Below are 26,630 nucleotides of genomic sequence, written 5' to 3' on the forward strand. Positions count from 1 at the left end.
GGCCACCTCTCCCTAACGAGAGGCTTTCTATCTGGAAGGATAGCATTGATGACGACCCCTGCGACACCGGACCTTCGTCCGAACAACACCCATTTTTCGTCTGGTCCCTGCTCGAAGCGTCCCGGTTGGTCGCTCGAAGCGCTCTCCGATGCAGCCCTTGGTCGCTCGCATCGCGCCAAGATTGGCAAGAGCAAGCTCAAGCAGGCCATCGACCTCACCCGTGAAATTCTTGATGTGCCCGCGGACTACCGCATCGGTATCGTGCCCGCGTCGGACACCGGCGCCGTCGAAATGGCGCTCTGGTCGCTGCTTGGACCGCGCGGCGTCGACATGGTCGCCTGGGAAAGTTTTGGCTCCGGCTGGGTCTCCGATGTCATCAAAGAACTCAAGCTTCCCGACGTCAGAAAATTCGTTGCCGATTACGGCAAGATCGTCGATTTCGCAAAGGTCGATTTCGACCGCGACGTGGTCTTTACCTGGAATGGCACGACGTCTGGCGTGCGTGTTCCAAACGCCGATTTCATCCCTGCCGACCGCAAGGGCCTGACGATCTGCGATGCGACATCCGCTGCCTTTGCGCAGGATCTCGATTTCGCCAAGCTCGATGTCGTGACCTTCTCCTGGCAGAAGGTTCTGGGAGGCGAGGGCGCCCATGGCATCCTGATCCTGTCGCCACGCGCCGTCGAGCGTCTGGAAAGCTACGACCCGGCCTGGCCGCTGCCAAAGATCTTCCGCATGACCAAGGGCGGCAAGATCATCGAAGGTATCTTCCAGGGCGAGACGATCAACACGCCGTCCATGCTCTGCGTCGAGGATTACATCGATGCGCTCAACTGGGCTAAGTCGCTCGGTGGCCTCAAGGCCCTGATTGCGCGCGCCGATGCCAATGCGCAGGCGATCGAGGATTTTGTTGCAAAGACCGACTGGATCGCCAATCTCGCCGTCGATCCGGCAACGCAGTCCAACACATCGGTCTGCCTGAAGATCGTTGACAAGGACGTCGCGGCCCTCGACGCTGCGGGACAGGACGCCTTTGCCAAGGGCATGGTCGCGCTTCTCGAAAAACAGGGCGTTGCCCACGACATCGGCGCCTATCGCGATGCGCCGTCCGGTTTCCGCATCTGGGCCGGTGCGACGATCGAAACCTCCGACATCAAGGCGCTGATGCCTTGGTTCGACTGGGCGTTTGCGACCCAGAAGGCAATGCTTTCGCAGGCTGCGGCCTGATTGGTATTTGACCGCGCCGACAGGGCGCGGTTGCTCCCCTCATCCTTTTCAATTTTGACGAAACCAATGGAGGCCTCCCGTGGCACCTCGCGTACTCGTATCCGATGAACTCTCCGAAACTGCTGTCCAGATCTTCCGCGACCGCGGCGTCGAGGTCGATTTCCAGCCTAAGCTCGGCAAGGACAAAGACAAGCTTGCCGAAATCATCGGCAATTATGATGGTCTGGCAATCCGTTCGGCCACCAAGGCGACAGAGAAGCTGATTGCTGCCGCGACCAATCTGAAGGTCATCGGCCGCGCTGGTATCGGCGTCGACAATGTCGATATCCCGGCCGCTTCCCGCCGCGGCATCATCGTCATGAACACGCCGTTCGGCAACTCGATCACCACGGCGGAACATGCCATCGCGCTGATCTTTGCCGTTGCCCGGCAATTGCCGCAGGCCGATGCCTCGACACAGGCCGGCAAGTGGGAAAAGTCCAAATTCATGGGCGTCGAGATCACCGGCAAGACGCTCGGCGTCATCGGCGCCGGCAATATCGGTGGCATCGTCTGCGCCCGGGCCATCGGGCTGAAGATGCACGTCATCGCCTATGATCCCTTCCTGTCAAAGGAACGCGCCGAGGAGATGGGTGTCACCAAGGTCGAGCTGGACGAATTGCTGGCCCAGGCCGATTTCATCACCCTGCATGTGCCGATGACCGACAAGACGCGCGGCATTATCAGCCGCGAAGCGCTGGCGAAGACCAAGCCCGGCGTTCGCATCATCAACTGCGCCCGCGGTGGCCTGGTAGACGAGCAAGCGCTGGCCGATGCCATCAAGTCCGGTCATGTCGCCGGTGCTGGCTTTGACGTCTTTGAGGTCGAGCCCGCAACGGAAAGCCCGTTGTTCGGCCTGCCGAACGTCGTCTGCACGCCGCATCTCGGCGCATCGACCACGGAAGCGCAGGAAAATGTCGCGCTGCAGGTGGCCGAGCAGATGTCTGACTATCTGATCAAGGGGGCGGTTTCCAACGCCATCAACATGCCGTCGATCACGGCGGAAGAAGCCCCTATCCTCAAGCCCTTCATCAAGCTTGCCGACGTGCTCGGCGCCTTTGTCGGCCAGGTCACGGAAAGCGCGATCAAGGAAATCGAGATCCTCTACGATGGCGCGACCGCCGGCATGAACACAAGGGCGCTCACCAGTGCGGCGCTGGCCGGTCTGATCCGCGCCCAGGTGTCGGACGTCAACATGGTTTCGGCACCTGTGATGATCAAGGAAAAGGGCATTATCCTGTCCGAGGTCAAGCGCGACAAGTCCGGTGTCTTCGATGGTTATATCAAGCTGACGGTCAAGACCGCCAACCAGACGCGGTCGGTTGCCGGCACGGTGTTCTCGGATGGAAAGCCACGGTTCATCCAGATCAAGGACATCAACCTCGATGCCGATGTCGGCAATCACATGGTCTACATCACCAACACGGACGTTCCCGGCATGATCGGCTTCATCGGCATGACGCTCGGCGATGCCGGCGTCAACATTGCCAACTTCCAGCTCGGCCGCAATACGGCGGGTTCGGATGCCATCGCGCTTCTCTATGTTGATGGCGCGGTATCGGAAACGGTGCTCGACAAGCTGCGCGCCAATCCCGCGATCCGGGCCGCCAAGCCGCTGGTTTTTAACGTCGACTGATAGTTTGAGGTCGCATTTGAATAAGGCACGCCACGCACCCTGCGCGGCGTACCTTTTCGTGTCGCAAAACTGTCACAAATGCGGAACCATTGCCTTTCGGCGGCGTTTCGCCCGCCATGGACATGATCATCGCCGAAATTTTCCCCGACACGCAGTTGCCATACCCGATCATCTTTGCCCGCTTCTGCGGCGCGATCTTTTTCGGAGGGCTGATCGGCATCGAACGGGAGGTGCGCGAACGGCCGGCCGGATTGCGGACCCATATCCTCGTCAGCCTCGCGGCCGCGGTTTTTGCCATCATATCCATTGAAAGCATCCATGTGCCGGGCCTTTCCGAGGAGCAGGTCCGCATCGATCCGCTGCGCGTCGTCGAAGCGGTGACGGCGGGCGTCGCGTTTCTGGCGGCAGGGACGATCTTCATGTCCAGGGGCCAGGTGCATGGCGTAACCACCGGCGCCGGTCTCTGGCTTGCCGGGGCGATCGGTCTTGCGCTTGGTTTCGGCCACTGGCTGATCGCGGCTTTCGCGCTGATTGCTGGGCTTACGGTTCTGGTTGCAGTTGCCCGCTTCGAGGTATCGATGCAGTGGAAGCGCGAAGGCGAGGCAGCCAGCGCGCCGGATACAACGTCGAAGCCGGATTAGGCCGGATCCTTCGGGCGCCCGCGCTCTGCGACTGCTATTCCGCCCAGAACAAGCGCCATGGCAATCAGATGGAAGGTCTGCAGCGTCTCGCCGATCAACAGGATGGACAGCACCATGCCGAAGATCGGGATGGTGTTGATGAACAGGCCTGCACGGTTGGGGCCGATCAGTTCCACACCCCGGACGTAGAGAATTTGCGATACCAGCGAGGGCAGGAGGCCGGCATAGGCGACGATGACCCAGCCGCGCATGTCCGGCCAGATCATGCGATCGGTGGCGATTTCCCAGCTGACAAGTGGCAGGCTGCTCAGGAGCGCGCCGAAGGCGGAAACAGCGATCAGGCTCTTCCAGTGAATTTCCGGCTTGAAGCGCAGTGCCACCGTATAGGCGGCGTAAACCAGCACCGCTGCCATCATCAGTGCGTCGCCCTTGTTGAGGTCGAGCGTCAAGAGTGTCGTCAGGTCGCCGTGCGAGGCGGTCAGTGCCACGCCGAACAGGGTCAGCGTAAAGCCGGCGATCTGGGCGGGCGAGACTTTTGTCCGGAAGAGAAGGAAATTCACGACAAAAATGACCATGGGAATACCCGCCTGCTCGATGACGCAGTTGATCGCGCTGGTAAACTGCAAGGCGGAGTAGAGAAACGCATTGAAACCGGTAAAGCCGACAAGGCCATAACCCAGAAGCAGCGCCCCGTTCTTGCGGATGACCGGCCAGTCGCGGCGCACCTGCGGTGCGGCGAATGCCAGCAGTATCGAGCAGGCAATGACCCAGCGCATGCCGGTCAGCATCATCGGGCTGACATGGCCGACGGCGAGCTTTCCGGCAACCGAATTGCCGCCCCAGATCAGGGTCGTGATGCAGAGAATGACATAGGCCTGAAGGTTCACGTGGCGTGTTTCCGAAGACGGTTCGGCTTCCTTCTGATCGGGAAGCGCGTGAGATGCACCCTGATATAGGCCAAAGCAGCCAAATGTCATGCAAAAACCCGGATGCCGGGACACAACAGGGTCGCTTTTAAAAAAACAAAACAGTATAGATGCGCGGGTTTGAAGGCTGCGCATGAACAGGCGCCCGGAAACGCGAAACAGGAAAACAGGAAATCTGAAATGACGAATGTGGTGGTTGTCGGTTCGCAATGGGGTGATGAAGGCAAGGGCAAGATTGTCGACTGGCTCTCCGAGCGTGCCGATATCGTCGTGCGGTTCCAGGGCGGGCACAATGCCGGACATACCCTCGTGATCGACGGCACCAGCTACAAGCTGTCGCTGCTTCCCTCCGGCGTGGTGCGTCCCGGCAAGCTGGCGGTCATCGGCAACGGTGTCGTCATCGATCCGCATGCGCTGCTTGCCGAAATCGAAAAGCTGGGCAAACAGGGCGTCATGATCACGCCGGAAAACCTGCGTGTTGCCGACAATGCCACGCTAATCCTGTCGCTGCATCGCGAGCTGGACGGCATCCGCGAGGACGCCGCGTCCAACAGCGGTACCAAGATCGGCACCACCCGTCGCGGCATCGGTCCGGCCTACGAGGACAAGGTTGGTCGTCGCGCCATCCGGGTCATGGATCTTGCCGATCTCGGCACGCTGCCGGCCAAGGTCGATCGCCTGCTGACACACCACAATGCGCTGCGTCGCGGCCTTGGCGAAGCCGAAGTCAGCCACGAGACGATCATGCAGGAGCTGTCCTCGGTCGCCGATCGCGTCCTGCCCTTCATGGAGACCGTCTGGCTGCTGCTAGACCGCCAGCGCCGCAAGGGTGCGCGCATCCTGTTCGAAGGTGCACAGGGCACGCTGCTCGATATCGATCACGGCACCTATCCTTTCGTGACCTCGTCCAACACGGTCGCCGGACAGGCGGCTGCCGGCTCCGGCATGGGCCCGGGCGCGCTCGGCTATATCCTGGGCATCACCAAGGCCTACACGACGCGCGTCGGCGAAGGTCCTTTCCCGACCGAACTTTTCGATGAGGTCGGCCAGTTCCTGGGCGAAAAAGGCCATGAGTTCGGCACGATTACCGGACGCAAGCGTCGCTGCGGCTGGTTCGATGCGGCCCTCGTGCGCCAGTCGGTTGCCACCAACGGCATCACCGGTATCGCTTTGACAAAGCTTGACGTTCTCGACGGTCTCGATGAGTTGAAGATTTGCGTCGGCTACACGCTCGACGGCGAAGCGATCGATCATCTGCCGGCGAGCCAGGCACAGCAGGCGATGGCCAAGCCGGTCTACATCACGCTGGAAGGCTGGAAGGGTTCCACCGTCGGCGCCCGCAGCTGGGCCGACCTGCCGGCACAGGCGATCAAATATGTCCGCCAGGTGGAAGAACTGATCGGCGCGCCCGTTGCGCTTCTGTCGACCAGCCCCGAGCGTGACGACACGATACTTGTTACGGACCCCTTTGAGGACTAGTCTTCCTTGTTCTGACGCATATATGGGTTTGGCGTGTATGAGCGTCGAATTGTTTAGAGAAAGTTCTGATGGCGGATTTTGTAGCAGTTATTCGAAGGACGGTTGACGGCCTGTCGGACAATGTTCCCGAGATGCGGGCCAAGGTCTACGACAAGGCCCGGGGTGCCGTTCGCCGTCAGCTCGAAAGCATGAAGCCGCAGCCGTCGGAAGAGATGATCAACCGGCAGATGGTCAAGCTCGAACTGGCCATTGCCGAAGTGGAAGGCGATCACGCCGAAGCTCTGCCACCGGTGGACGAAGCGCCGATCTTGGCGGAAGAGCCTGTCTACGACGCCCCGGTCTTTGTCGGGGAACAGCAGGCTGTCGACGATCCGGCCGAGGTTGCCGCCCAGACGGAAACCGTCGCAGAGGCCGAGCCAGTCGGCGACGAAGAGGACGAACATCCTGAAGTTGTCGCTGACAGCCAGCAGCCGGCCGCGTCCGAACCATGGCCATCCGACCCTGCTGCCGCCGACGTGGCTGCCGTGGCGGATCAGGACGGTGTCGAGGCGCCGGCAGACAATCTGCATTCCGATCCGATCTGGGAAGCGCCAGAGCATCATATCGTTGCTGAAGTCGTCCCTGAAACTGATCCAACCCCGGAACCGACAGTCTCTGCTGAGACCGAATTTTCCGAAAGTCACGGGCGGGACGCAAACGACGCTGAGGAAACTGGTGTCGAGCATGGCCATGCGGATGAAGGCGACAACGCTGAGGCCGCCCACGCCCCTGAAACGTCTGTCGATGCCGCGCCCGTCTATGCTGAGCCGGAATATGCTCCCGTAGAAGAGCCCCAGGATGAACCACCTGCGGCGGTACCGGCCTTTGGACATTCCGAGGTCGAGATCGAGCCCGAACCCGCTCCGGCCGCAGTTGCCTCCGAATGGGAACTGCCGGAATGGAGCAGCCCTTCGTCAGACGCTGCGGCGGCAGAGCCTGCCTGGCCCGAGCGCGAGCAAACGGTCGAGCATGCCGAAGAGGCTGTTGAACTGGCTGTCGAGCGGGCTGCGGATCTTGCGCGCGAAGCGGACGGTGATGTGACGGCGGTTCCTGTCGAGCCGACCCATTCCTGGGCTTGGGAAGACGGCGATCCCTTCGCTCAGGCTGCGGCACCGGCTGCAGACACAGCCGTTGTCCCCCCGGTTTCCGATTGGTCCTGGCCGGTCGATAAGACGACCAGCGGCGAGGCCGCAGAGGCGCAAGCCGTTACGGCAGAGCGCAAGCCAGGTGCCTGGGATGATATCGACGACCTTCTGAACGGCGACGGCAGCGTTTCCGTGGCTGCCGCGACGGCCGATCTCGGTCCTGCCCGCATACCCGATCCGCAGCCGGTCGATGAAATGGCTGCGCCGGCGCGACCGGTCTCCTATCGCGTCGAGCCGAAGCGCTCCGCCCTGAATGTGAAGACCGCAGCGCTTGCGGCTGTTCTGCTTCTGGTGCTCGGCGGCGGCGGCTTTGCCTATTGGCAGAACCAGGCGAGCGTCAACGGCTGGGTATCCGGGATGTTGGCCTCGGTCATGTCGCCCGCACCTGTCGGCAACACTGTCGATACGTCCGGCTCGGGCACGGCCGAAACCACGCCCGCCGCGAACTCCACAACGCCGGCCGGCGAGGAGGTTGCCTCTCTGGAGACGGCGCCGACAAAATTCACTCAGCGCCTGCAGACGGATGGCAGCGAGGTCGATGAAGGGCCTGCGGTCGCGGCGGCCGGAGACATCGTCCAGCAGGAGGGCAAGTCGGTCGCAGCGCAGACCGAGGCCGGCAAGCCGGCCGATACCGCTGTGTCCGCACAGACAACGCCAGCAACGACGGCGACCGGTGCACAGCCGGCCGAGACGACGACACAGGAACCGGCGACAGACGCTGCCGAACCTGAGGTCGTTCCCGCCGGTGCGCAGAAGATGTTCCTTTACGAAGAGCGGCTTGGCCAGTCTGCGCCGACCGCAATCGAAGGCAATGTCGCCTGGTCGGTCAAGGATGAATCGCCCGGTGGCGATGCAAAACCTGAACCGGTGATCCAGGCGCAGATCAACGTTCCCGAACGTGGCCTGACCGCGCTGGTGACGATCAAGCGCAACGCGGATGCTTCGCTTCCGGCAAGCCATGTCATCGAATTCGTGTTCTCCTTGCCCGATACGTTCGAGGGCGGCAGCATCGACAGCGTCCAGCGCGTTGCAATGAAGCGCAACGAGCAGGATCGCGGCGATGCGTTGATTGCCGTGCCGGCGAAGATCACCGAGGATTTCCACATGATCGCGCTCAACGATTTTCCTGAGGCGGTCACCACCAATACCGAACTTCTGCGCAGCCGCAGCTGGATCGACATCCCGCTGACCTATCGCAATGGTCGCCGCGCCTTGCTGACGCTCGAAAAGGGCCCGACCGGCACGGAGGCCTTCAACAAGGCCCTGCAGGCATGGAGCCTGACAGCCACGGCAAGTCCGGCAGCCACGGTTCAGTAGCGACCGCAGCTCGGTATTACGTCAACAACGAAACAGGCCCGGCTGAAGGATCAGCCGGGCCTGTTTGTTTGAGCTGTTGGAAAAAGGACTAAGCGTCCTCGACAACACGCAGCGAATTCTGGCGATCCAGTGCTGCCTTGCGGACGGCATCCTGAACCTTTTCGAAAGCGCGTACCTCGATCTGGCGCACCCGCTCGCGGCTGATGTCGAACTCGGTCGAGAGGTCTTCCAACGTGATCGGATCCTCGGTCAGGCGGCGTGCTTCGAAGATACGACGTTCGCGGTCGTTCAGGACCTTCATCGCGCTGGAGAGCAAGCCACGGCGGCTTTCCAGTTCATCCTGCTCGATCAGGATGGTTTCCTGGCTGTCATGGTCGTCGACGAGCCAATCCTGCCACTGGCCGGATTCTCCTTCGCTTGCGCGGATCGGCGCATTCAGCGATGCATCCCCGGACAGGCGCTGGTTCATCGAGATAACCTCGGCCTCGGACACCTTGAGGGTCGTGGCAATCTGCGTGACGTGCTCTGGCTTCAGGTCGCCCTCGTCGAGCGCCTGGATCTTGCCCTTGAGGCGACGCAGGTTGAAGAACAGCCGCTTCTGGTTGGCAGTCGTGCCCATTTTCACCAAAGACCAGGAGCGCAGGATGTATTCCTGGATGGATGCCTTGATCCACCACATCGCATAGGTCGCCAGGCGGAAGCCGCGCTCCGCATCAAACTTCTTGACGGCCTGCATCAGGCCGACATTGCCTTCTGACACGACTTCGCCGATCGGCAGGCCGTAGCCGCGATAGCCCATGGCGATCTTGGCCACGAGACGGAGATGGCTTGTCACGAGCCTGTGGGCCGCTTTCCGGTCGTCATGCTCATGATAGCGCTTGGCGAGCATGTACTCTTCCTGCGGCTCAAGCATGGGGAACTTGCGGATTTCGTCGAGGTAACGATTGAGACCGCCTTCTCCGGCGGTAATTGACGGCATTGTACTGCGGGCCATGATGCACCCCCCTTTCGCGTTCCGGTCTCCTTACGGCTGACCGGGCATGTGGGTCTATCCGACCCCACGATCTAACAAATAAGTACGGCGAAAGCATGATTCAAGAACTCCGGTTTCACGGAGTGGTGAACCGGGAGAACAGAATTCCATAAGGTGGTTGCTTCGCTTAGATCGGGTCCGAAAGGCTGAAAAACAAGTCTTCCAGCCCCAAAACCCGCATGAAAATCTGTTTCCTGTCTACGATACGTTCGGGACGCAGCCGTTGGATCACTCTCCTGCGCACCGAAACTGCGCGGATCAGGCTGATGTCTTCAAGGCCTTGGCGAGTGCGCGCATGTCATCCGGCATCGGACTTTCGAAGTGCATGGTCTTGCCGGTTGCCGGATGCTCGAATTGCAGCAGGAAGGCATGCAGCGCCTGGCGGGGGAAGCGATCGACCACTGTTTTTGCCGCAGGGGGAAGCAAATTCGATTTCGTCCGGAAGGCCGCGCCATAGTCTGGGTCGCCGATCAGCGGATGGCCGACATAGGCCATATGGACGCGGATCTGGTGGGTGCGACCGGTTTCGAGCCGGCACTCGACCATGGCGGCCAGCGCCGTCGAATCCGGCTTTTCGAGATAGCGGTCGATCACGGTGTAATGCGTGATGGCCTCGCGGGCATCGTCTGTATCGATCTTCTTGACGGCCCGCTTGATGCGGTCACCGGCGCGACCGAGGGGGGCATCGATGGTGCCCTTCAAGGTTTTCGGCCGTCCCCAGACGATCGCCTGGTAGGCGCGTTCCAGCGGTCCGGTGCGGCCATGGTCGGCGAACTGCTCGGAGAGATGGCGGTGGGCATTGTCATTCTTGGCGACGACCATGACGCCGCTGGTATCCTTGTCGAGGCGGTGAACGATGCCGGGACGCTTGACGCCCCCAATGCCCGACAGGCTATCGCCGCAATGATGGATCAGCGCGTTGACCAGCGTACCGGTCCAGTTGCCGGCGCCCGGATGCACCACCAGGCCCGGCGGCTTGACCAGGACGATCACGTCCGCGTCCTCGTAAACGACATCGAGCGGGATGTTCTCGCCCTTCGGTTCCGGGTCTTCCGGCTCCGGCAAACCGATTTCGAAGAGGTCGCCCGGCTGGACCTTGCGCTTTGGCTCGGTGACGGCCTTGCCGTTGACGAAGACGACACCCATTTCAATCAGCGCCTTGATCCGGTTGCGCGAAAATTCGCCGTCCAGCGCATCCGTCAGAAACGCATCCATGCGGCCGCTGGCATCCTCGTTGGCAGTCAGGACTTTCCTAATGGCCGGGGCTTGTTTAAAGGGGTCGTTCATAGTTCTTCGATCTCACAGGTAAAGGCCAGTCATGTCGCAACAGGTTCAAGACGGACAGGAAGAAAAGCCGCTCGACCCGGCCATGGAAAACGTCCGCCGCAAGATGATCAAACTGCAGGTCGTCTCGGTCGGCGTCATGTTGGTCATGCTTATGGCCGTGCTGGGCACGATTGTCTACAAGGTGACACGTCCGAGCGGCGGACCTTCGTCTCAGGCGTCGTCGGCGAGCGTACCAAGCGATGCGCCTGTGGCGGGCATTGCGGCCCTGCCTGCAGGGTTTACCGTTTCCGACGTCGCGCTTGCCGATGGGCAGATCCTGTTCTACGGCAGCCTGGCCGGCGGTGAGCGCAAGGCGTTTGTCGTCGATATCGCCAACGGTCGTATCGTCGCCGATATTCTCGTCAAGACGAACTGAGAGCGATGTCTGGTAGCGGCGCGCTGCGGATCCATATTTCCGATCCTGCCGATCCGCGGGTGGCTGGCTTCATGTCGATCAAGGAGCGCGACCTGACCGGGCGGCAGGGCTTGTTCATTGCAGAGGGGACGGTGGTGCTGCGCATGCTGGCGGCAGCGCATGCGATGGGGCGCGGTATTGTGGCAGATGCGATCCTGATCCTCGAAAACCGATTGTCCGGCGTTGATGAAATTCTCGCTGCCTTTCCCGCTGATGTGCCGGTCTATGTCGCGGCGGCCTCTGTCTTCGATGCGATTGCCGGCTTCAACATGCACCGGGGCGTTCTGGCCATTGGTAGACGCGATGGTATGGCGGGCCGGGATGCGCTGCTGGATGCCGTTGCACCCGATGCGCTGGTGCTTGCCGCCTGCGGGATTTCCAACCATGACAATCTGGGGTCGATGTTTCGAAACGCTGCGGCTTTCGGGGTCGACGCGGTGTTGATGGACGAGACGAGCTGCGATCCGATGTACCGCAAGGCGATCCGCGTTTCCGTCGGTTCGGTGCTGAGCGTGCCCTTTGCCCGCGAAGGATCGATCGCCGCGCTCATTGACCAGTTGCAGGCCAAGGGCTTTGCCATATGGGGTCTCTCGCCCCGTGGCGAAACCGAGTTGCACGACATCCCGCCTTCACCGCGGACTGCGCTTCTGGTCGGAACGGAAGGGGAGGGCCTGCCAGCCGCGATCCTGTCGTCGATCCGCACGGCCCGCATAAGGCAGCGCCCGGGTCTGGACAGCCTCAACGTCGCGACAGCGACGGGTATCGCGCTGCATCAGGTGGCGCGAATCAACGGTTTCGTCTGAAAGACCGCCGGATTCCACATGCGTTTCAGGTATTATGCTTCGTTTGGCGGCAGCAAGGCGCGGGCGCGGCCCGCCAGACTGTCGCGGCCGCTACGCGTGCTAGAGACTGCCTCAGCCGACAGGATGGAATGGATGGGGGAGGCTACTCCCTCGCTTGCTGCAGTCACCGCAATCATTGTTGCGGCAATGCCGGCGATTTCCAAGCGCAGCGCGTCATCATGCGCCGACGTGCGGGAATTGCTCAGTCGTTCGGACACCGCCGTCGCCCTGTTCCGGGCGTCTTCGGAGAGTGTCGGAATGTCGATTGCGGACGGTGAAACCGCGGCCAGTCCCGGCGGCTCCGGGAGCTTCTTTTCCTTGCGTGGCAGTTGTGTCACGCCGGCCGTGCGCAGGGCGCGGGACGCGTCGCGCAATTCGAGGCCGGTTTCCTTGTTCTTGGCACGCAGGCGTTCGACCTCGGCGGTGCGTCGCTCGATGACGTTGTCCTTATCGGCGTTGGCGGCAATTTCCTTGGACAGGCGTGTTTCAAGCTGGCGGATGCGCACTTCCTCGCGGCCAAGCCGAACTTCCATTTCCCTGGCGCGGGCGCCCTCGGCCTTGATCTCTTCCCGCAGGCTTTCGCGTTCGTCGCGCAGACCGGTAATCCGGCTCTTCAGGTTCTCCACCTCGGTGTCACGGGTGGCGAGGTCGATGCGCATGCCGTCGACATCGGCCGATATGTGATCCAGCTGGCGCAGCAGCGTGCGGATCTCCTTGGTCTTGCCCTCATTGTCGCTCTCCACTGCGGTCAGCGTCGATTTCAGCCGTTCGATCCGCTGCTCGAACTGTCGGATGGAGGATCTCAAATCCGCCGCCTCGACATTCATGTCTGCAATCTGAGTGTGCAGTTCCGCATTCTCGCCGGTCAGGCGCTGCGCTTCCTGGAGCATGGTGCCGTTGCTAACCATCAGGGCCACGGCCTTATCGCGCTCGCGCTTCAGCGCCTGGCTGGTGCGTGCGTTCTCGGCGGCGTAGCCAGCGCGGGCGGCATCCTTCTGGGCGCGCACTTCCTGGGGTGAGAGCGGCATGGTCGCCTTCAGCCGGTCTTCGGCAAAGCGGATGATGCGTTTGTGCACGGCGGGGGCAACCAGGAGGCCGAAAATCGCGGCCGTCAAAAATCCAAGAGCAAACAGGAGGGCAAATTCAATCACGGGCCAGAACCACTCGATCTCTGTTTACAGGTCTTTTCAAGCGTCGCGGCCGCGCATCGGAACCACCGGCCCGAAAGCTGCCGATAGGCTTTACGATATGTCCGTTCGGCATTTCCGGTCTATGCTCTAAGCACGACGGTCTTCCAACTTCAAGTATTCGATGGTCGGCGAGGCGCGGATGACTGCGAAACGTATGGCCAGGCTTTCCCGGTACATGACGTTGCTTGCGCTATCAGAAGGGGTTCCATGTGGGCTGATCGGTGAGTTTGAGATAGCCGACATTGATCCCGAGCCGGGCACCGATGCCGGTGCGGATGGGCACAAGAATGACGTTGTCGTTTGTCAGGACGGTCATGCCGACGCCGGCCACCACATAGGCCGAGCCGGAGACGCCGCCATAACGCTTGTAGAGGGCAGGGATGCTCGGCAGGTTATAGACCAGCATCATGGACCGGCTGCCCTGTCCGCCCCAATCAAGACCCAGCGAAGGCCCCTGCCAGAAGACGTTGTGCTGGCCGGCATTCTTCGTGAACATTTCGCCCTCGCCATAGGTCAGGCCGGCGACGAAGGCGCCAGAGCCTTCCTGGCCGAGAATATAGCCATTGGGCAGGCCGTAACTCTGGAAGGCGCGCTCGACCACTTTGGCAAGGCCACCGGACGTCGATCCGAAGAAGCCGTGGCCGGCATCGACGATTTCCTGTGCGGTGTACTGCGTCCCGCCAGCCTGCTGTGCCTGTGCCGGCGCTGCGAGGCCGGCGATGGCGACTAAGGTGACGAATGCCTGAAGGCAAATGGTCTTGGCGGCATTGATGATCGACTGCATTTCTTCCTCCGTCAGAGCCATCCTTCCTGGACGTTGAAGGGGCGTGGCTCGCGGGGCGGTGGAGCTTTTTCGGCGCAAGCGCCGTTTGGCGGAAGATCCACCTCCCATAGACGCAATTTGAACCGATGATCTTAACAATCGGTTTACCAAATGTGGTGTCTTTATGACCTTCGCCTTGGCGGATATGTCCGCGCAATCTTCATCGCTTAAAACAAAGCGGGTTGGTTGAACGTAAACGGCCAGCCAATTGCCGGAATGACACCGGAAGCCGAACGAAGGCCATTGAGGATATTCTATGGGAAAGAACCCGAACCTGACGCTGACCGGTCCTGATCTGGCAGCACTTCTCTGCAGCCGCGTCTGCCACGACATCATTTCCCCGGTGGGTGCGATCAACAACGGTCTCGAGCTTCTGGACGAAGGCGGTGCCGACGCGGATGCCATGGACCTGATCCGTACAAGCGCGCTGAATGCTTCGGTGCGGCTTAAGTTTGCCCGTCTAGCATTTGGTGCCTCCGGCTCTGTCGGCGCATCGATCGATACCGGCGAAGCCGAAAAGGCTGCCAAGGATTTTGCTGCCGCGGAAAAGAAGACCGAAGTCACCTGGACCGGCCCGCGCGTCATCATCGCCAAGAATCGCGTCAAGCTTCTGCTCAACCTCTTCCTGATTGCCTATGGTGCTATCCCGCGTGGTGGCTCGCTCGATATCATTCTGGAAAACCCGGAATATGATGCGGTGTTCAAGCTCATCGCCAAGGGGCGGATGATGCGGGTCCCACCGCGTCTGGTCGAACTTCTCTCCGGCACGCTGGAAGAAGCAGTCGATGCACACACGATCCAGCCCTATTATACGGTGCTGCTTGCAGAAGAGGCGGGCATGGAAATCGAGGTGACATCGAACAGCGAAGAGATCCTCTTCACCGTTCGCATGGCAGCGGCATAGGCGAAAAAATCGCGTTTTAGCAATCGCGGTAACAAATTCTTTGCCAAAATCCGATACGGTTGTTCCTGAGATTAGTGCTCCCGTTTAGGTATACGGGCGCAGAGGAGCCAATATGCAGCGTTTGATGATTGCCGACGATTCCGATGTGGTCCGCAAAGTCGGAAAGAGAATTCTCTCCGGAATGGGCTTCCTCGTGTCCGAGGCGGCCAACGGGCTGGAGGCGCTGTCGAATTGCCAGGCCGAGCTCCCGAATATCATCATCGTCGATGCTGGCCTCGATGGCGCGCTGGAACTGATTGGCAATATTCGTCTGATGGAAAACGGCAAGACTGTTCGCATCTATTATTGCGTCGTCGAGGCTGACCTCAAGAAGATGATGGCCGGCAAACGCGCCGGTGCCGACGATTTCCTGCTGAAGCCTTTCGATCGCAAGATCCTGACGAATGTCTTTGCCAGCCTGTCGATTGCCGCCTGACCCATACATGTTTGTCGGGACCAGAACACAAGCCGCAGCTCGCCTGCGGCTTTTTGCTGTCCGGGGATGTGCAGTAATGCCGACCTCTTCACAAAAAAAATCCGTCCCGGTAAGGGGACGGAGTTTTCAAAACGGATCATGAGCAGACACGACGCCTCCGCATATGCGGGATGCGGGACATCATCGTCCACCGCTGGTGCGGTCGTTCAGGCGCTTTCGGCGAATTCGCCTTCTGGCTCGCGCAGCACATAGCCACGGCCCCAGACGGTTTCGATGTAGTTGGCGCCGCCGGCAGCGTTTGCAAGTTTCTTGCGCAGTTTGCAGATGAAGACGTCGATGATCTTCAGTTCCGGTTCGTCCATGCCGCCGTAGAGATGGTTGAGGAACATTTCCTTGGTGAGCGTCGTGCCCTTGCGGAGCGAAAGCAGCTCCAGCATCTGGTATTCCTTGCCGGTCAGGTGGACGCGCTGGCCGCCGACTTCAACGGTCTTGGCATCCAGGTTGACGATCAGTTCGCCTGTCGAGATGACCGACTGTGCATGGCCCTTAGAGCGGCGCACGATCGCATGGATGCGAGCCACCAGTTCGTCCTTGTGGAACGGCTTGGTCATATAGTCATCGGCGCCGAAGCCGAGACCGCGGACCTTGTCCTCGATGCCGGCCATGCCGGACAGGATGAGGATCGGTGTCTTGACCTTGGACAGACGCAGCGTCCGCAAAACCTCGTAGCCGGACATGTCGGGCAGGTTGAGGTCGAGAAGGATGATATCGTAGTCATAGAGCTTGCCGAGATCGACACCCTCTTCACCAAGATCGGTGGTGTAAACGTTAAAACTTTCCGACTTGAGCATCAGTTCGATGCTCTGCGCTGTCGCGCTGTCGTCTTCAATGAGTAGTACCCGCATAATTTATCCCCTTTTCCGCCGCCGAAAGGTCGTTTTGGCCCCCTTACGCGATACGGATCCAGACGTTGCCTGATTTGGAGGCTGCCAGTAAATGGTTAACAAATTCTGATTCACTCTGGCAAGGTGTATCGGAAATGTTAAATATTTTTTGCAGTCCTCTGATTTTGCATGTGAATCTAGAATGACCCTCTTCATCCGAAACATGAAGAAAACCAGCTATCTGACTCATCTGACTCAATGTATGGCGCCTGTAAAATTTAATGGGCGTCATTTACTGACCCTTAAATGATCGTCCCTATGATTAACGATGCCCGTAAACGAAAGGTTACCAGCGGTAGGTATTTGTTAAGATCGCTGAAAATTTTTCGCTTCCGACACTGTCTGGTCGGTTTGTCGGGCCAAATCCAGTAACCGGGATCTCGCATCACGGGAGTATTGCGTATGAAGTCACGTGAGAGCCTAGTTCGCCTGAAGGAATTTCAGGTGAAGGAGAAACGGCGTCAGCTGAGCCAGCTGCAGCTGATGATGTCCGAATTTGAGCGGATGACCAAGGAATTGGAAAATCAGATCACGTTCGAAGAGAAGAAGTCCGGCATTTCGGACCCTTCGCATTTCGCCTACCCGACCTTCGCCAAGGCAGCCCGTCAAAGGGCCGACAACCTGCAGGTCTCCATCCGTGAGCTGAAAGTCCAGCAGGAGGCTGCCGAACTGTCGCTTGAGGAAGTCCAGGCGGAATTTGCCAAGGCTGCGGCAATCGAGGAGCGCGATAGCGCTATTCGCATGCGGGCCTGAAAACGGCCGGGACGGGTTGCGCAACAAGCTGCGCAGCGCGGCCTCGACTGTCCATGTCTTAAGCTGGACGGACAAAAAGGCCCTTCTCATGGACTCATACCGAGTCCCTGAGAAGGGCCTTCTGTTTTTCAGGCATGCACGCATCTCAGCCCTGGATAACGTCCTGCCAGTCCGGATGGCGCTGCGCCTGGGCGCGCATGAACGGGCAGAGCGGAATGATCTTCCAGCCACCCTTGCGGGCGGCGTCCACGGCATTCTGTGCCAGTGCCTGGCCGATACCCTTGCCGCGCAGTTCATCCGGAACTCCGGTATGATCGATAATGATCAACGTCGGCGAGGCCCTTGAATAGGTCATCTCGCCGGTGTGGCCATCAAGGGTGGCGCTATAGCGACCGTGCGATCCTGTTTCCTCGTTCTTGATATCCATGGGCCTGCTTTCCTCGTGCGGGTCTTTTGATCGTCGCACGACTATGTAGGGTCGAGGTCCAGGAAAAAAGAGGATGGTCGGCGCTTCATTTTTTGGATTTCGCCACCGTTGTCGTTCCGTGCCCATTTTTCCTGCGCTCGGCATCGGCGTGTCAGCGCTTCTACAGGATTTGGCGGAAGCTGAGCGGCTTTAGGACCCCGTCGCTGTTCTGGCTGAATCGTATGCTGCCGCTACTGCGGCAAGCTGTTCCGGTCCGAGGGCTTGTACCTGTGCTGGGGTCAAGGCCTGGAGCTGGCTGACGCTGAGATTACGAATCTGGGTTGGAGAAAGACCGGGTAGCGCGCTTGTTCCGATGGCTGCGATATCGGCACTCGAGAATGTTGCAAATGCGGCATTGCCAATCGCCTGAATCTGCGTTGCCGTGAATTTTGCGATCTGTGCTGGCGTTAACGCCTCCGCCTGCGCTGTCGTCAGGCCGGCGACGTGATCGGTTGCCAGGCCGCCAATTGCCGCTGGGCTTATGGCAGCGATCTGGGTGGCCGAGAGTACCGTGAGCCTCTCGGAGCCGAGGGCGGCAATCTGAAGCGCATTGAAGCTGCTGATCTGTGCAGGCGTGAGCGCTGATATCTGCGACGGAGTGAAGCCATTCACCTGATAATAGGTCAGGTTCGCGATCTGGCCTGCGGTCAGCCCGGCAACTTGTTCGGGGTGAAGGGCTGAGACAAAGGATTCCGGCAACCCTGCAATCGCCTGCGTGTTGATTGCCGAAATGTCTGCGGCGGAGAAGGTTGAGAGTGCAGTATTGCCCAACGCGGCGATCTGCGTGGCACTCATCGCGCCGATTTGCGCGCTCGACAAACTGTCCACCTGCCCGGCCGAAAGCGCTGCCATCTGATCCGCTTTCAGGCCCGGAATTGCCTTGACGTCGATTGCTGCGATTTGGATTGGCGACAATGCGCCGATGTTTGATGGTGAAAGAGCCGCGATCTGGGTTGCGCTCAAAACCGCGATCTGCGTGGGCGTGAATGCGTCGAGCTGGCCCGAACCGAAGCTCGCGATCTGGTCGCTCGTCAACGCCGCCACCTGACCTGTGGTCAAGGCTGCAAGCTGGTCAGAGCGTAAGGTTGCGATCTGCGGGGCGCTTAGCCCTGAAATGGCCGTGGTGCTGATTGCGGCTATGTCGCTCGCCGAGAAGGTTGACAGCGCCGCCGCACCGAGATTGCTCATCTGCGTCGAGGTCAGGGCGCCGATCTGCGCTGTCGAAAGAGCGTCTATCTGCGAGATGGACAGGGCGGATATCTGCGCCGGCGTCAATCCCGCGATAGCCTTGGTCCCCAGCGCAGCAATCTGCTCGGCGGAAAGCGCGGCGATCCGGTCCGTCGTCAGGGCAGCCACCTGGGTCGGGCCGAGAGCCCCGAGCTGTGCAGTCGTCAGCCCGTTCATCTGTACTGCAGAGAGACTCGCCGCCTGGCCTCCCGTCATTCCGGCGATCTGGCTTGTCGTCAGCGCGGCCACCTGGTCAAGAGTGAGGCTGGCGATGCTGTCAGTGGTCAGACCGGGAAATGCGATCGGGTTGATCGCTGCGATTTTTGCGGGCGGGAAATTGGACAGGCTCCCGGCGGGCAGGGCTGCCACCTGCGTCACAGTCAGGGCACTGATCTGGGCGGTCGAAAGGCTGTCGATCTGGATCGTGCTCAAGGCGGCGACTTGCGCAGGCATCAATCCGACCACAGCTTTGGGGCTGAGGGCTGCAATTTGATCCGGAGAGAATGCTGCGAGGTTGTTGATCGGCAGCGCGGCGACCTGATTGGCGCTCAACGCCGTGATCTGTGCCGTACTCATGCCATCGATCTGCGAAACGGTCAAAGCACCGATCTGTTCGGGTTTCATTGCGCCGAACTGGTTGGGCGTCATGGCGGCGATCTGCTGCTGAGTGAGTGATGCCACCGTCGCATTCGTCATGCCGGTGATGGCTGTTGTGTGGATCGCAGTGATCTCTTCGTCAAGGAACGTGGCAAGCCCGTGTGGCCCGAGGGCTGCAATCTGTGTCGCAGTCAGGCCGTTGACCTGGGCGGCAGTCAAGGCCTCGGTTTGGGTGGCCGAAAAATTTGCCATCTGTGCAGCCGTCAGGCCGCCGACAGTTTTTGTCGCCAGCGCTGCGATCTGATCCGCGGACAAAGCTGCTATGCCATCTGCCGTCAGCGCAGCAACCTGCGTCGCATTGAGGACGCGCACCTGTGCGACGCTCAACGCGTTGACCTGCAACGGCTGAAGGCCGGCGATCTGGTTGGCTTTCAGGGCTGTGATCTGCGCCGTTGTCAAGGCTTCGATCTGTTCCGGCGCCAGCATGGCAATCTGCCCTGCGGAGAGACCTGGAATGGAAGCGGGCCTGATCGCCGCGATGTCGGCGGTCGAGAATGCTGCGAGGTCTTCCGCTGTGAACGCGGCCACCTGCAGGATGCTGAGGCCTGCAACCTGGGAGGAGGTGAGTGCTTCCGCCTGCGCTGAGCTCAGATGAGAGATTTGTCCCGTCGTCAGACCCGCCATCGCTGCTGTGCTCAGGGAGGAAATTTGCTCAGTGGAAAGTGCCCTTATGCTCTCGTTGCTGAGCGCCGTGACATGGGCAGCATTCAGGCCACCGATCTGGGCTTTGGACAGGGCAGCGATCTGCGCCGGAGCCATGGCCGCAATCTGCGTGTTCTTCATTGCCCCAATCTGTGCCGTGGTGAATGCGGCAACCTGATCAAGATCGAGGGCCGCCATATTCTGGAGCGACAGACCCGAGATGGCCTTTGCGCTGATGGCCTGAATTTTGGCGGCGGTCAGCGTTTCGACAGCGGCTGGCGTCAAGGCAGCGATTTGCGCTGTGCCGAGACTGCTGATCTGGGTTGGTGTCAGGGCCTCGGCCTGGGCGGGCGACAGGGACGAGATCTGGGCCGGCGACAGGCCTGCGATCGCCCGATTGCTCAGCGCAGTGACGTGCTCGGCGGACAGAACGGAAAGCTTGTCCGTTCCCAAAGCCGCAACCTGCGCCGCGGTGAGCACACGGATCTGAGCCGTTGACCAGACGTCGATTTGCGATGGCGACATGTTCGCGATCTGAACCGGTTGAAAGGCGCCGATCTGGCTTTCGGTAAAGCTTGAGAATTGCTCAAGCGTGAGCGATGAGATTTGCGCTGTGGACAAGCCCGGAATGGCATTGGGTTTGATGGCCGCAATATCGGCGGATGAAAAAACAGCCAGTGCTTCTGTGCTGAGCGCAGCCACCTGTTTGGTGCTCAGGCTTCCGATCTGAGCCGGAGTCATGGCATCGACCTGGGCTCCGCTCAAGGCAGCGATATGCGCCGGCGTTAATCCGGCGATCGCCTTCGTGTTGAGGGCGGCGATCTGTCCCGTCGAGAATGAGGAGAGTTTTTCCGTCGTCAGTGCGGCAATCTGGACGGCGCTGAGGGAGCGCACCTGCGGCTCCGTCAACGCGCCGATCTGTGACATGGAAAAGAAGGCCATCTGTGCGGGTTTCAAGATGGCGATCTGGCTTGGCGTCAGCGCGGTAACCTGGTCCGTCGTCAGTGCGCCAATCTGCTCGGCAGTCAGGCCCGAGATCGCAGAGGTGTTGATTGCTGCAATATCGTCGTTGGAGAAGGTCGAAAGCGCCTGCGGACCCAAGGCTGTGATGTGCCTCGCACTCATCTGCCGGACCTGGCCAGAGGTTAGCGCCTCGGCCTGCGTGGTCGTCAGTACCGCAAGCTGGGCAGAGGTGAAACCGGGGATTGCCTTGGTGCTGATCGCACCGATCTGCTCGCTGGACAGACCTGCAATGTTTGCTGTCGATAAAGCGGAAAGTTGCGTGGCGGTGATCGCCCCAATCTGCTGCTTTGTGAATGCGCCGAGCTGCGATACGGAAAAGGCTGCAACCTGACTGTCCCTCATGAACCCGATCTGGGCTGGTGTCAGCGCGGTGACCTGGTCGACGCTCAGGGCCGCGATCTGGTCGTTGGTCAGGCCCCGGATGGCTTTCGTGTTGATCGCCGCAATGTCGGCGGTCGAGAAGGATGCAAGATCGGAGGCACTGAGCGACGCGATCTGCGCGGAACTCAGTGCGGCGATCTGGGAAGGATTGAAAGCCTCTGCCTGCGCGGTGCTCAGACCGGCAATCTGACTTGTCGTGAGCGCTGCAACCTGCGCCGTCTTCAGCGTGGCAATCTTGTCGGGCGAAATAGCCGCCAATTGATCCAGTGTCAGTCCGACGACCGCTTTTGGGGATATCGAAGCCATCTGATCGTTGTTCAAGCTCTGGATGCTGTTTTGCTGAAGCGCTGCAACCTGGACAGACGATAGCGCTCCCAGTTGGGAGCTCGACAATGCGGCAATATCGTCAGGATTCCAGGTGGCGACGATGGACGGCGCAAGGGCTCTGATCTGGAGAGTGCTGAATGAAGATATCATCGATGTCATGTGCGGAGACTTTCAGTGGCTCGTTTCGATGCTACCCACACAGTCAGCAGCAGCGCCCACATTGAGTGGCAACGCTATCATCACAACTGCAGGTAACGCGATGCCACTCTGAAGTACGGGTCAACGCTTGCTTCAGGCTGGAGACTGCTCGACGACAGGTCAAAACCACGTGATGACGCGGGCGCGCGTCACAACCTCAGGGGGATGTCGGTTCGGCCGTCGGTGACGTGATTGTGGGCTATTGTCATGGCGAACACGCCATTTTCAACGCTCCATTCCGTATCGTCGTTTCCAGACCCCGGAGACGGTGGCTTTGCTGCACGGTATTGCACACCGCTCCCAGATCAGTGGATCCGTCGCACGGCTTTTGTCGCTCTTGTCGAAATGGCGGATGATGGGTGTCATGCTGGTGGCGCTGGCTATCTCGCATCACAGACCAGACCAGACCAGAGGTGTCGCCTTTTGCCTCTACCCAGCCCGGTGTCTGGTTTCAGGCAGCCTTGGCGATCGTATCCGGGGTGCTGCAAAACATCGGGCGGCCGCAGATCTCTCCGCGGCCGCCCGAATGAAGGCAAAGTGTCGCTTCAGGTTTCCCCGAGCGCACTGTGTCAGTGACGGTACTGCTGGATGCGCGTTGTGCGCAGGCCAGCCAGACCATGGTCAGAAATGGAGGACTGCCAGGAGAGGAATTCTTCGACTGTCAGGGTATAGCGTTCGCAGGCTTCTTCGAGGCTGAGTAGGCCGCCACGAACGGCGGCAACCACTTCAGCCTTCCGTCTGATGACCCATCGCCGCGTATTGGCGGGCGGCAGATCGGCAATCGTCAGGGGGCTGCCATCGGGTCCGATGACATATTTCACGCGGGGTCGTATCATTTCGGTCATCGGACTCTCTACACATACGCAAGACCATATTCAGGCAACTTACCCTGCCACATTTAACATTTGCCTAAACCGCCGGTAACAATTTGCTCATAATTTGAGGGACTTCACGGGGATGTTGTCAGGCCCTGTCCGTGGATGGCACAGGCTTCCCGGTTTGCTGGTCCGGCTGCGCAGAAAATAGGCATGCAGACTGTCTTGCACAAACACTGGTCATGGAGAAAACGGGCCATTTTCCGCTGAATTGGTGGCGCATGGGAGCCATGCAAATATATCTGTTCAATTTGCATAAAAATGTTGCTATACAAGGACAGAAATTGAGCATGAGCATCTTTGTGATGTTCCCGGAATGCTCTTTGTCGCATCACATTATTTTCAGACTAGGCCCTGTTGCTTAACGGGCAATCAAAGAGGCGCTTTCGAGCGCTTTTTTATGTTTGGTCCGATGTGTTGCTGCAGAAAAATTCCGGATCCCTGGAATTTTTTGGTGCCGGCGCGATGGTCCGGCTGATTGGTGATCAAGAATGAAAGACCCCGAAAAACTGGCCTTGCGCAGCGAGGCCTATACTGATTTTCTGTTCGGCATGTCTGCCCCTGTCATCCAGACGGAATATGAAGTGCTTCATCTGATGCGTCAGTGTGCGACGCAGTTCGGCTTTAACCACTTCATGATCGCACGTATGCCTTTCGGAGAGCAGCAACGCTTTTCCGAACGATTGGTGCTGAGCAGCTGGCCTGCAGAACTTGTGCGCCAGTATGATGCCGCGGGGCTGTTTCATTCATCGGCCCTTGTCGAGCGGCTTCGGCAGACAAAGCTGCCGATCTCCGGCGAGGCGGCCCTTCTTTTCGGGGAAGGCATAGCCATGGTTCAGCCGGGTATGAACCGGATTTTCTCGATCACCCTGCACACGACCTATGGCGAACCGTTCATCGTCACCCTTTTCGGCACGCGCTGCGAACTTGAAAGGCAGCAGGCTGCAGACCTCTGTCTTGCTCTGCTGCAGGTGTTCGAGACGCTGGAGCGCACATTTGATGCCGGTATTTCAGTCCGCGATCGCCTCTCGGCCCGCGAAATCGAATGCTTGCGCTGGGCTGCAGCGGGCAAAAGCAGCGACGAAATCGCCACTATTCTCGGCATATCTGTCTACACTGTCTCCAGCTATTTCAAGACGGCGACAAAAAAGCTCGATTCCGTCAACCGCATGCAGGCGATTGCCCGCGCGATGCGCCTGAAGATCATCTGATCGTGTCAAGACGCCAAGGGCAGGGGATTGCGTTTCCCTTGCTTGCTGGCGTTCGACTTTCTATATAGCGACTGTGCCGGCCAGCGGCAGAACGCCTGCAGACGGGAGTTCTGGCGATTTGGCCGATTGCCCGAAAAAGGGTATGGTCGCCGACAGGCAATAAGACCGGATTGGATGCCGTGAACAGTCTCGATTTTGATCGCAAGCCCGAAGACACCCGTGTCGTCGTCGCCATGTCCGGCGGCGTTGACAGTTCCGTGGTCGCCGGCATCCTGAAACGCCAGGGGTATGATGTGCTTGGCATCACGCTGCAGCTCTATGATCATGGCGCTGCCGTGCATCGTGCGGGCTCCTGTTGCGCCGGCCAGGACATCGACGATGCGCGCCGGGTCTGTGAGGTTCTGGGCATCCCGCACTATGTTCTCGACTACGAACAGCGTTTTCGCGAAACGGTGATCAATCCCTTTGCCGAAAGCTATGTGGCCGGCGAGACGCCGATCCCCTGCGTCGCCTGCAATCAGACGGTCAAGTTTGCCGATCTTCTCGCAACCGCACGCGATTTGGGTGCCGATGCGCTGGCGACGGGCCACTATATCCGGTCGAAGGCCCATCCGCAGCCGGATGCGCCCGGCCGCCGCGCGCTGTTCCGGCCGACCGATGCCGACCGCGACCAGAGCTATTTTCTTTTTGCCACAACGCAGGAGCAGATCGATTATCTGCGTTTCCCGCTCGGCCACCTGACCAAGGCTGAAACCCGGGCGCTGGCGGAAGACATGGGCCTCGTTGTTGCCAAGAAGGCAGACAGTCAGGACATCTGTTTCGTGCCGCAGGGTAAATATGCCGATATCATCAACAAGCTGAAGCCGAATGCGGCGCTGGCGGGTGATATCGTCCATCTGGACGGACGCGTGCTCGGCAGCCATGACGGCATCCTGCATTACACAATCGGGCAGCGCCGCGGTATCGGCGTGGCCACCGGCGAGCCGCTGTATGTGGTGCACCTCGACGCCCGCTCGCGCCGCGTCATCGTCGGCCCGAAGGAGGCGCTGGAAACGCGCCGCGTCTATCTGCGCGACATCAACTGGCTTGGCGATGGCGACATCCATGACGTGGCTGCCAAAGGCTTTGCCTGCTTTGCCAAGGTGCGCTCCACCCGTCAGCCGGCACCGGCGATCCTGCATGCCGACAGCCATGGTATTTCCGTCGAGCTGCTGGAAGGCGAGGCCGGGGTTGCGCCGGGTCAGGCCTGCGCGCTCTATTCGGGCATTGGTGAGGACGCCCGCGTTTATGGTGGCGGCTTCATTCTGCGGTCGGAACGCGAGGCGGCAGCGGAAGCCGCACTGAAGGACCTGCTGCAGACCGTGGCGGCGGCCTGATCAAAGGTGTCGACTGCCGTCCTCCGCACCTTGGCGGGCGGTTGTCCGCCGGGTTCGGAAAACTTCCATTTTTTTGAAACGGCTTGGCTTGACACCGGCATGAACCGCACCTTATAAGCCGCCATCTGTTGACGGCAACGCGGCCAAAACCGCTGTTTCCGTCCACTCGGCGGGGTAGCTCAGTTGGTTAGAGCACGGGAATCATAATCCTGGGGTCGGGGGTTCGAGTCCCTCTCCCGCTACCATATCAATCTTTGTCTTGATTTTGACACAGTCACTCCCTATATAACTTCCATCGGCATTGCTGGTGAGCGTCCCAAAACTTCGCGGATGTTCGCAATGTCTTCGTCGCTTGAGCCTTTTGACCACGGATGTACTGGCACAAGTGATAAAGCGACGGACACGAAGGTCGGTGCGGTTTCGCCCCGACCTTTTTTGTTGTCGATCATCATCTTCAAGAATGTGTTTTCGCTGATATGGCGCCGTTGATGCGGCGTATATCACGCGTCCGGACGCCCACGGATCGATTCAAGCGATCACGTGGGCAACCCTTTGGCCTCAGCTCAGTCGCTGCATCAATTCAGCGGGATACTCACGGCGCTTGGGCCGGAATTTCCGGTTTGTGCATAGGTCGTGTTGCTTGATCCCGTGCTGGAGCAGCCCGAAAGGGTTGAAAGGCTGGCGGTCACAGTGAGGGCTAAAATGATCAGGCGCATGGTATCTCCGTTCTGACGTTCGAATCGCTATTGGGACGTTTGAAAGGGTGCAACGATCCCGCGTGTGTTCTAACCGATGAATGCAATGATCGCGCTATATTCCGACGTGTCATGCAGACAATCGTGGCGACTGCCCATGCTCGCCCGGTCTGCGGGGCAGCCGACTGACAAATTGTTTCTGGGCTCACCGGTAGTCAGGGGTGGTTTCCGCAATCCTGTAGCTCTGCAGCATGCTGGTCGCACCGTCCTGCAACTGCGGCAGGTAGTAAAAATGCGCGATCGCCAGCGCACAGAAGCCGGCTGTCAGATGAATGGCAGTGAAAAGCAGGGCTTGCGATTTCATGAAGCATCTCCGCGTTTAAGGACAGGAAACACCG

Annotated in this window: 24 protein-coding genes and 1 tRNA gene; 13 read left to right on the forward strand and 12 right to left on the reverse strand. The window is 59.8% G+C overall.

All coding sequences use genetic code 11. The features are described 5' to 3' along the window. Positions 1 to 48 precede the first annotated feature (48 nt). From AX760_RS20690 to AX760_RS20700, 3 genes are all read left to right on the forward strand, one after another. A complete protein-coding gene (locus AX760_RS20690) occupies positions 49 to 1,227 on the forward strand; it encodes a phosphoserine transaminase (protein WP_071834896.1) in 1,179 nt (392 codons plus the stop codon). 79 nt (positions 1,228 to 1,306) lie between these two features. Continuing rightward, positions 1,307 to 2,902, forward strand: coding sequence for a phosphoglycerate dehydrogenase (serA, locus tag AX760_RS20695; RefSeq protein WP_071834897.1), 1,596 nt, complete (start codon positions 1,307 to 1,309; stop codon positions 2,900 to 2,902). Positions 2,903 to 3,018: 116 nt separating this feature from the next. Beyond that, entirely contained in the window at positions 3,019 to 3,543 is a 525-nt protein-coding gene (locus tag AX760_RS20700; RefSeq protein WP_071835067.1) for an MgtC/SapB family protein, read from the forward strand. On the opposite strand, the gene AX760_RS20705 is transcribed toward AX760_RS20700, so the two are convergent. Continuing rightward, positions 3,540 to 4,430, reverse strand: a complete 891-nt coding sequence (locus tag AX760_RS20705) for a DMT family transporter (protein WP_071834898.1) — start codon at positions 4,428 to 4,430, stop codon at positions 3,540 to 3,542. The genes AX760_RS20700 and AX760_RS20705 overlap by 4 nt on opposite strands. Before the next feature lie 219 nt (positions 4,431 to 4,649). Here AX760_RS20705 and AX760_RS20710 point away from each other — a divergent pair, with 219 nt between their 5' ends. Together AX760_RS20710 and AX760_RS20715 are read left to right on the forward strand one after the other, a co-directional pair. Next, a complete protein-coding gene (locus AX760_RS20710; protein ID WP_071834899.1) occupies positions 4,650 to 5,948 on the forward strand; it encodes an adenylosuccinate synthase in 1,299 nt (432 codons plus the stop codon). Between the two features lie 68 nt (positions 5,949 to 6,016). Further along, positions 6,017 to 8,449, forward strand: coding sequence for a hypothetical protein (locus AX760_RS20715; protein WP_071834900.1), 2,433 nt, complete (start codon positions 6,017 to 6,019; stop codon positions 8,447 to 8,449). An 88-nt stretch (positions 8,450 to 8,537) separates the two neighbouring features. On the opposite strand, the gene rpoH is transcribed toward AX760_RS20715, so the two are convergent. Both rpoH and AX760_RS20725 read right to left on the reverse strand, forming a co-directional pair. Next, positions 8,538 to 9,443 (reverse strand): RNA polymerase sigma factor RpoH, encoded by a 906-nt coding sequence (rpoH, locus tag AX760_RS20720; protein ID WP_071834901.1) that lies wholly within the window; start codon positions 9,441 to 9,443, stop codon positions 8,538 to 8,540. Positions 9,444 to 9,740: 297 nt separating this feature from the next. Beyond that, the gene (locus AX760_RS20725; RefSeq protein ID WP_071834902.1) at positions 9,741 to 10,769 is read right to left on the reverse strand and encodes an RluA family pseudouridine synthase; all 1,029 of its coding nucleotides are present in this window, start codon (positions 10,767 to 10,769) and stop codon (positions 9,741 to 9,743) included. Positions 10,770 to 10,800: 31 nt separating this feature from the next. Here AX760_RS20725 and AX760_RS20730 point away from each other — a divergent pair, with 31 nt between their 5' ends. Together AX760_RS20730 and AX760_RS20735 are read left to right on the forward strand one after the other, a co-directional pair. Next, positions 10,801 to 11,184, forward strand: a complete 384-nt coding sequence (locus AX760_RS20730; protein WP_071834903.1) for a hypothetical protein — start codon at positions 10,801 to 10,803, stop codon at positions 11,182 to 11,184. A 5-nt stretch (positions 11,185 to 11,189) separates the two neighbouring features. Next, a complete protein-coding gene (locus AX760_RS20735) occupies positions 11,190 to 12,026 on the forward strand; it encodes a TrmH family RNA methyltransferase (protein ID WP_071834904.1) in 837 nt (278 codons plus the stop codon). A 32-nt stretch (positions 12,027 to 12,058) separates the two neighbouring features. On the opposite strand, the gene AX760_RS20740 is transcribed toward AX760_RS20735, so the two are convergent. Both AX760_RS20740 and AX760_RS20745 read right to left on the reverse strand, forming a co-directional pair. Next, positions 12,059 to 13,216 carry a hypothetical protein gene (locus tag AX760_RS20740; RefSeq protein ID WP_071834905.1) on the reverse strand — a complete coding sequence of 386 codons (1,158 nt, stop codon included), beginning with the start codon at positions 13,214 to 13,216 and terminating at the stop codon, positions 12,059 to 12,061. Between the two features lie 232 nt (positions 13,217 to 13,448). Further along, positions 13,449 to 14,039, reverse strand: coding sequence for a DUF1134 domain-containing protein (locus tag AX760_RS20745; RefSeq protein ID WP_083531272.1), 591 nt, complete (start codon positions 14,037 to 14,039; stop codon positions 13,449 to 13,451). Between the two features lie 295 nt (positions 14,040 to 14,334). On the opposite strand from AX760_RS20745, the gene chpT reads away from it, so the two are divergent. Together chpT and AX760_RS20755 are read left to right on the forward strand one after the other, a co-directional pair. Beyond that, complete coding sequence (gene chpT, locus AX760_RS20750; RefSeq protein ID WP_071834906.1) at positions 14,335 to 14,982, forward strand: histidine phosphotransferase ChpT; 648 nt, start codon at positions 14,335 to 14,337, stop codon at positions 14,980 to 14,982. Between the two features lie 112 nt (positions 14,983 to 15,094). Continuing rightward, positions 15,095 to 15,457 (forward strand): response regulator, encoded by a 363-nt coding sequence (locus tag AX760_RS20755; protein WP_071834907.1) that lies wholly within the window; start codon positions 15,095 to 15,097, stop codon positions 15,455 to 15,457. A 206-nt stretch (positions 15,458 to 15,663) separates the two neighbouring features. Here the strand turns inward: AX760_RS20755 and ctrA are convergent, their stop codons facing one another. Beyond that, entirely contained in the window at positions 15,664 to 16,362 is a 699-nt protein-coding gene (gene ctrA, locus AX760_RS20760; RefSeq protein WP_060639445.1) for a response regulator transcription factor CtrA, read from the reverse strand. Positions 16,363 to 16,803: 441 nt separating this feature from the next. Between ctrA and AX760_RS20765 the strand changes: the two genes are divergently transcribed. Next, on the forward strand, positions 16,804 to 17,154 hold the full coding sequence (locus AX760_RS20765; protein WP_071834908.1) for a flagellar export protein FliJ: 351 nt from the start codon (positions 16,804 to 16,806) through the stop codon (positions 17,152 to 17,154). Positions 17,155 to 17,299: 145 nt separating this feature from the next. On the opposite strand, the gene AX760_RS20770 is transcribed toward AX760_RS20765, so the two are convergent. The 3 genes from AX760_RS20770 to sciP form a co-directional block, all read right to left on the reverse strand. Continuing rightward, positions 17,300 to 17,581, reverse strand: a complete 282-nt coding sequence (locus AX760_RS20770) for a GNAT family N-acetyltransferase (RefSeq protein WP_071834909.1) — start codon at positions 17,579 to 17,581, stop codon at positions 17,300 to 17,302. 189 nt (positions 17,582 to 17,770) lie between these two features. Beyond that, on the reverse strand, positions 17,771 to 21,856 hold the full coding sequence (locus AX760_RS20775; RefSeq protein WP_139276122.1) for a hypothetical protein: 4,086 nt from the start codon (positions 21,854 to 21,856) through the stop codon (positions 17,771 to 17,773). Between the two features lie 788 nt (positions 21,857 to 22,644). Beyond that, positions 22,645 to 22,920 (reverse strand): CtrA inhibitor SciP, encoded by a 276-nt coding sequence (gene sciP, locus AX760_RS20780; protein ID WP_004430042.1) that lies wholly within the window; start codon positions 22,918 to 22,920, stop codon positions 22,645 to 22,647. Positions 22,921 to 23,441: 521 nt separating this feature from the next. On the opposite strand from sciP, the gene AX760_RS20785 reads away from it, so the two are divergent. From AX760_RS20785 to AX760_RS20795, 3 genes are all read left to right on the forward strand, one after another. Beyond that, on the forward strand, positions 23,442 to 24,161 hold the full coding sequence (locus tag AX760_RS20785) for a helix-turn-helix transcriptional regulator (RefSeq protein WP_071834911.1): 720 nt from the start codon (positions 23,442 to 23,444) through the stop codon (positions 24,159 to 24,161). A 179-nt stretch (positions 24,162 to 24,340) separates the two neighbouring features. Beyond that, positions 24,341 to 25,537: a tRNA 2-thiouridine(34) synthase MnmA gene (gene mnmA / locus AX760_RS20790; protein ID WP_071835069.1), complete on the forward strand. Its 1,197-nt coding sequence runs from the start codon at positions 24,341 to 24,343 to the stop codon at positions 25,535 to 25,537. Between the two features lie 168 nt (positions 25,538 to 25,705). Then, positions 25,706 to 25,782, forward strand: a tRNA-Met gene (locus AX760_RS20795). A gap of 36 nt (positions 25,783 to 25,818) precedes the next feature. Here AX760_RS20795 and AX760_RS27295 read toward each other — a convergent pair. The 3 genes from AX760_RS27295 to AX760_RS27305 form a co-directional block, all read right to left on the reverse strand. Next, complete coding sequence (locus AX760_RS27295) at positions 25,819 to 25,995, reverse strand: hypothetical protein (RefSeq protein ID WP_175552108.1); 177 nt, start codon at positions 25,993 to 25,995, stop codon at positions 25,819 to 25,821. 117 nt (positions 25,996 to 26,112) lie between these two features. Further along, positions 26,113 to 26,253 (reverse strand): hypothetical protein, encoded by a 141-nt coding sequence (locus AX760_RS27300; RefSeq protein ID WP_175552109.1) that lies wholly within the window; start codon positions 26,251 to 26,253, stop codon positions 26,113 to 26,115. A 184-nt stretch (positions 26,254 to 26,437) separates the two neighbouring features. Next, entirely contained in the window at positions 26,438 to 26,596 is a 159-nt protein-coding gene (locus AX760_RS27305; RefSeq protein ID WP_175552110.1) for a hypothetical protein, read from the reverse strand. Positions 26,597 to 26,630 lie beyond the last annotated feature (34 nt).

The sequence above is a fragment of the Pararhizobium antarcticum genome, from assembly GCF_001885585.1.
Taxonomy (GTDB): Bacteria; Pseudomonadota; Alphaproteobacteria; order Rhizobiales; family Rhizobiaceae; genus Pararhizobium; species Pararhizobium antarcticum.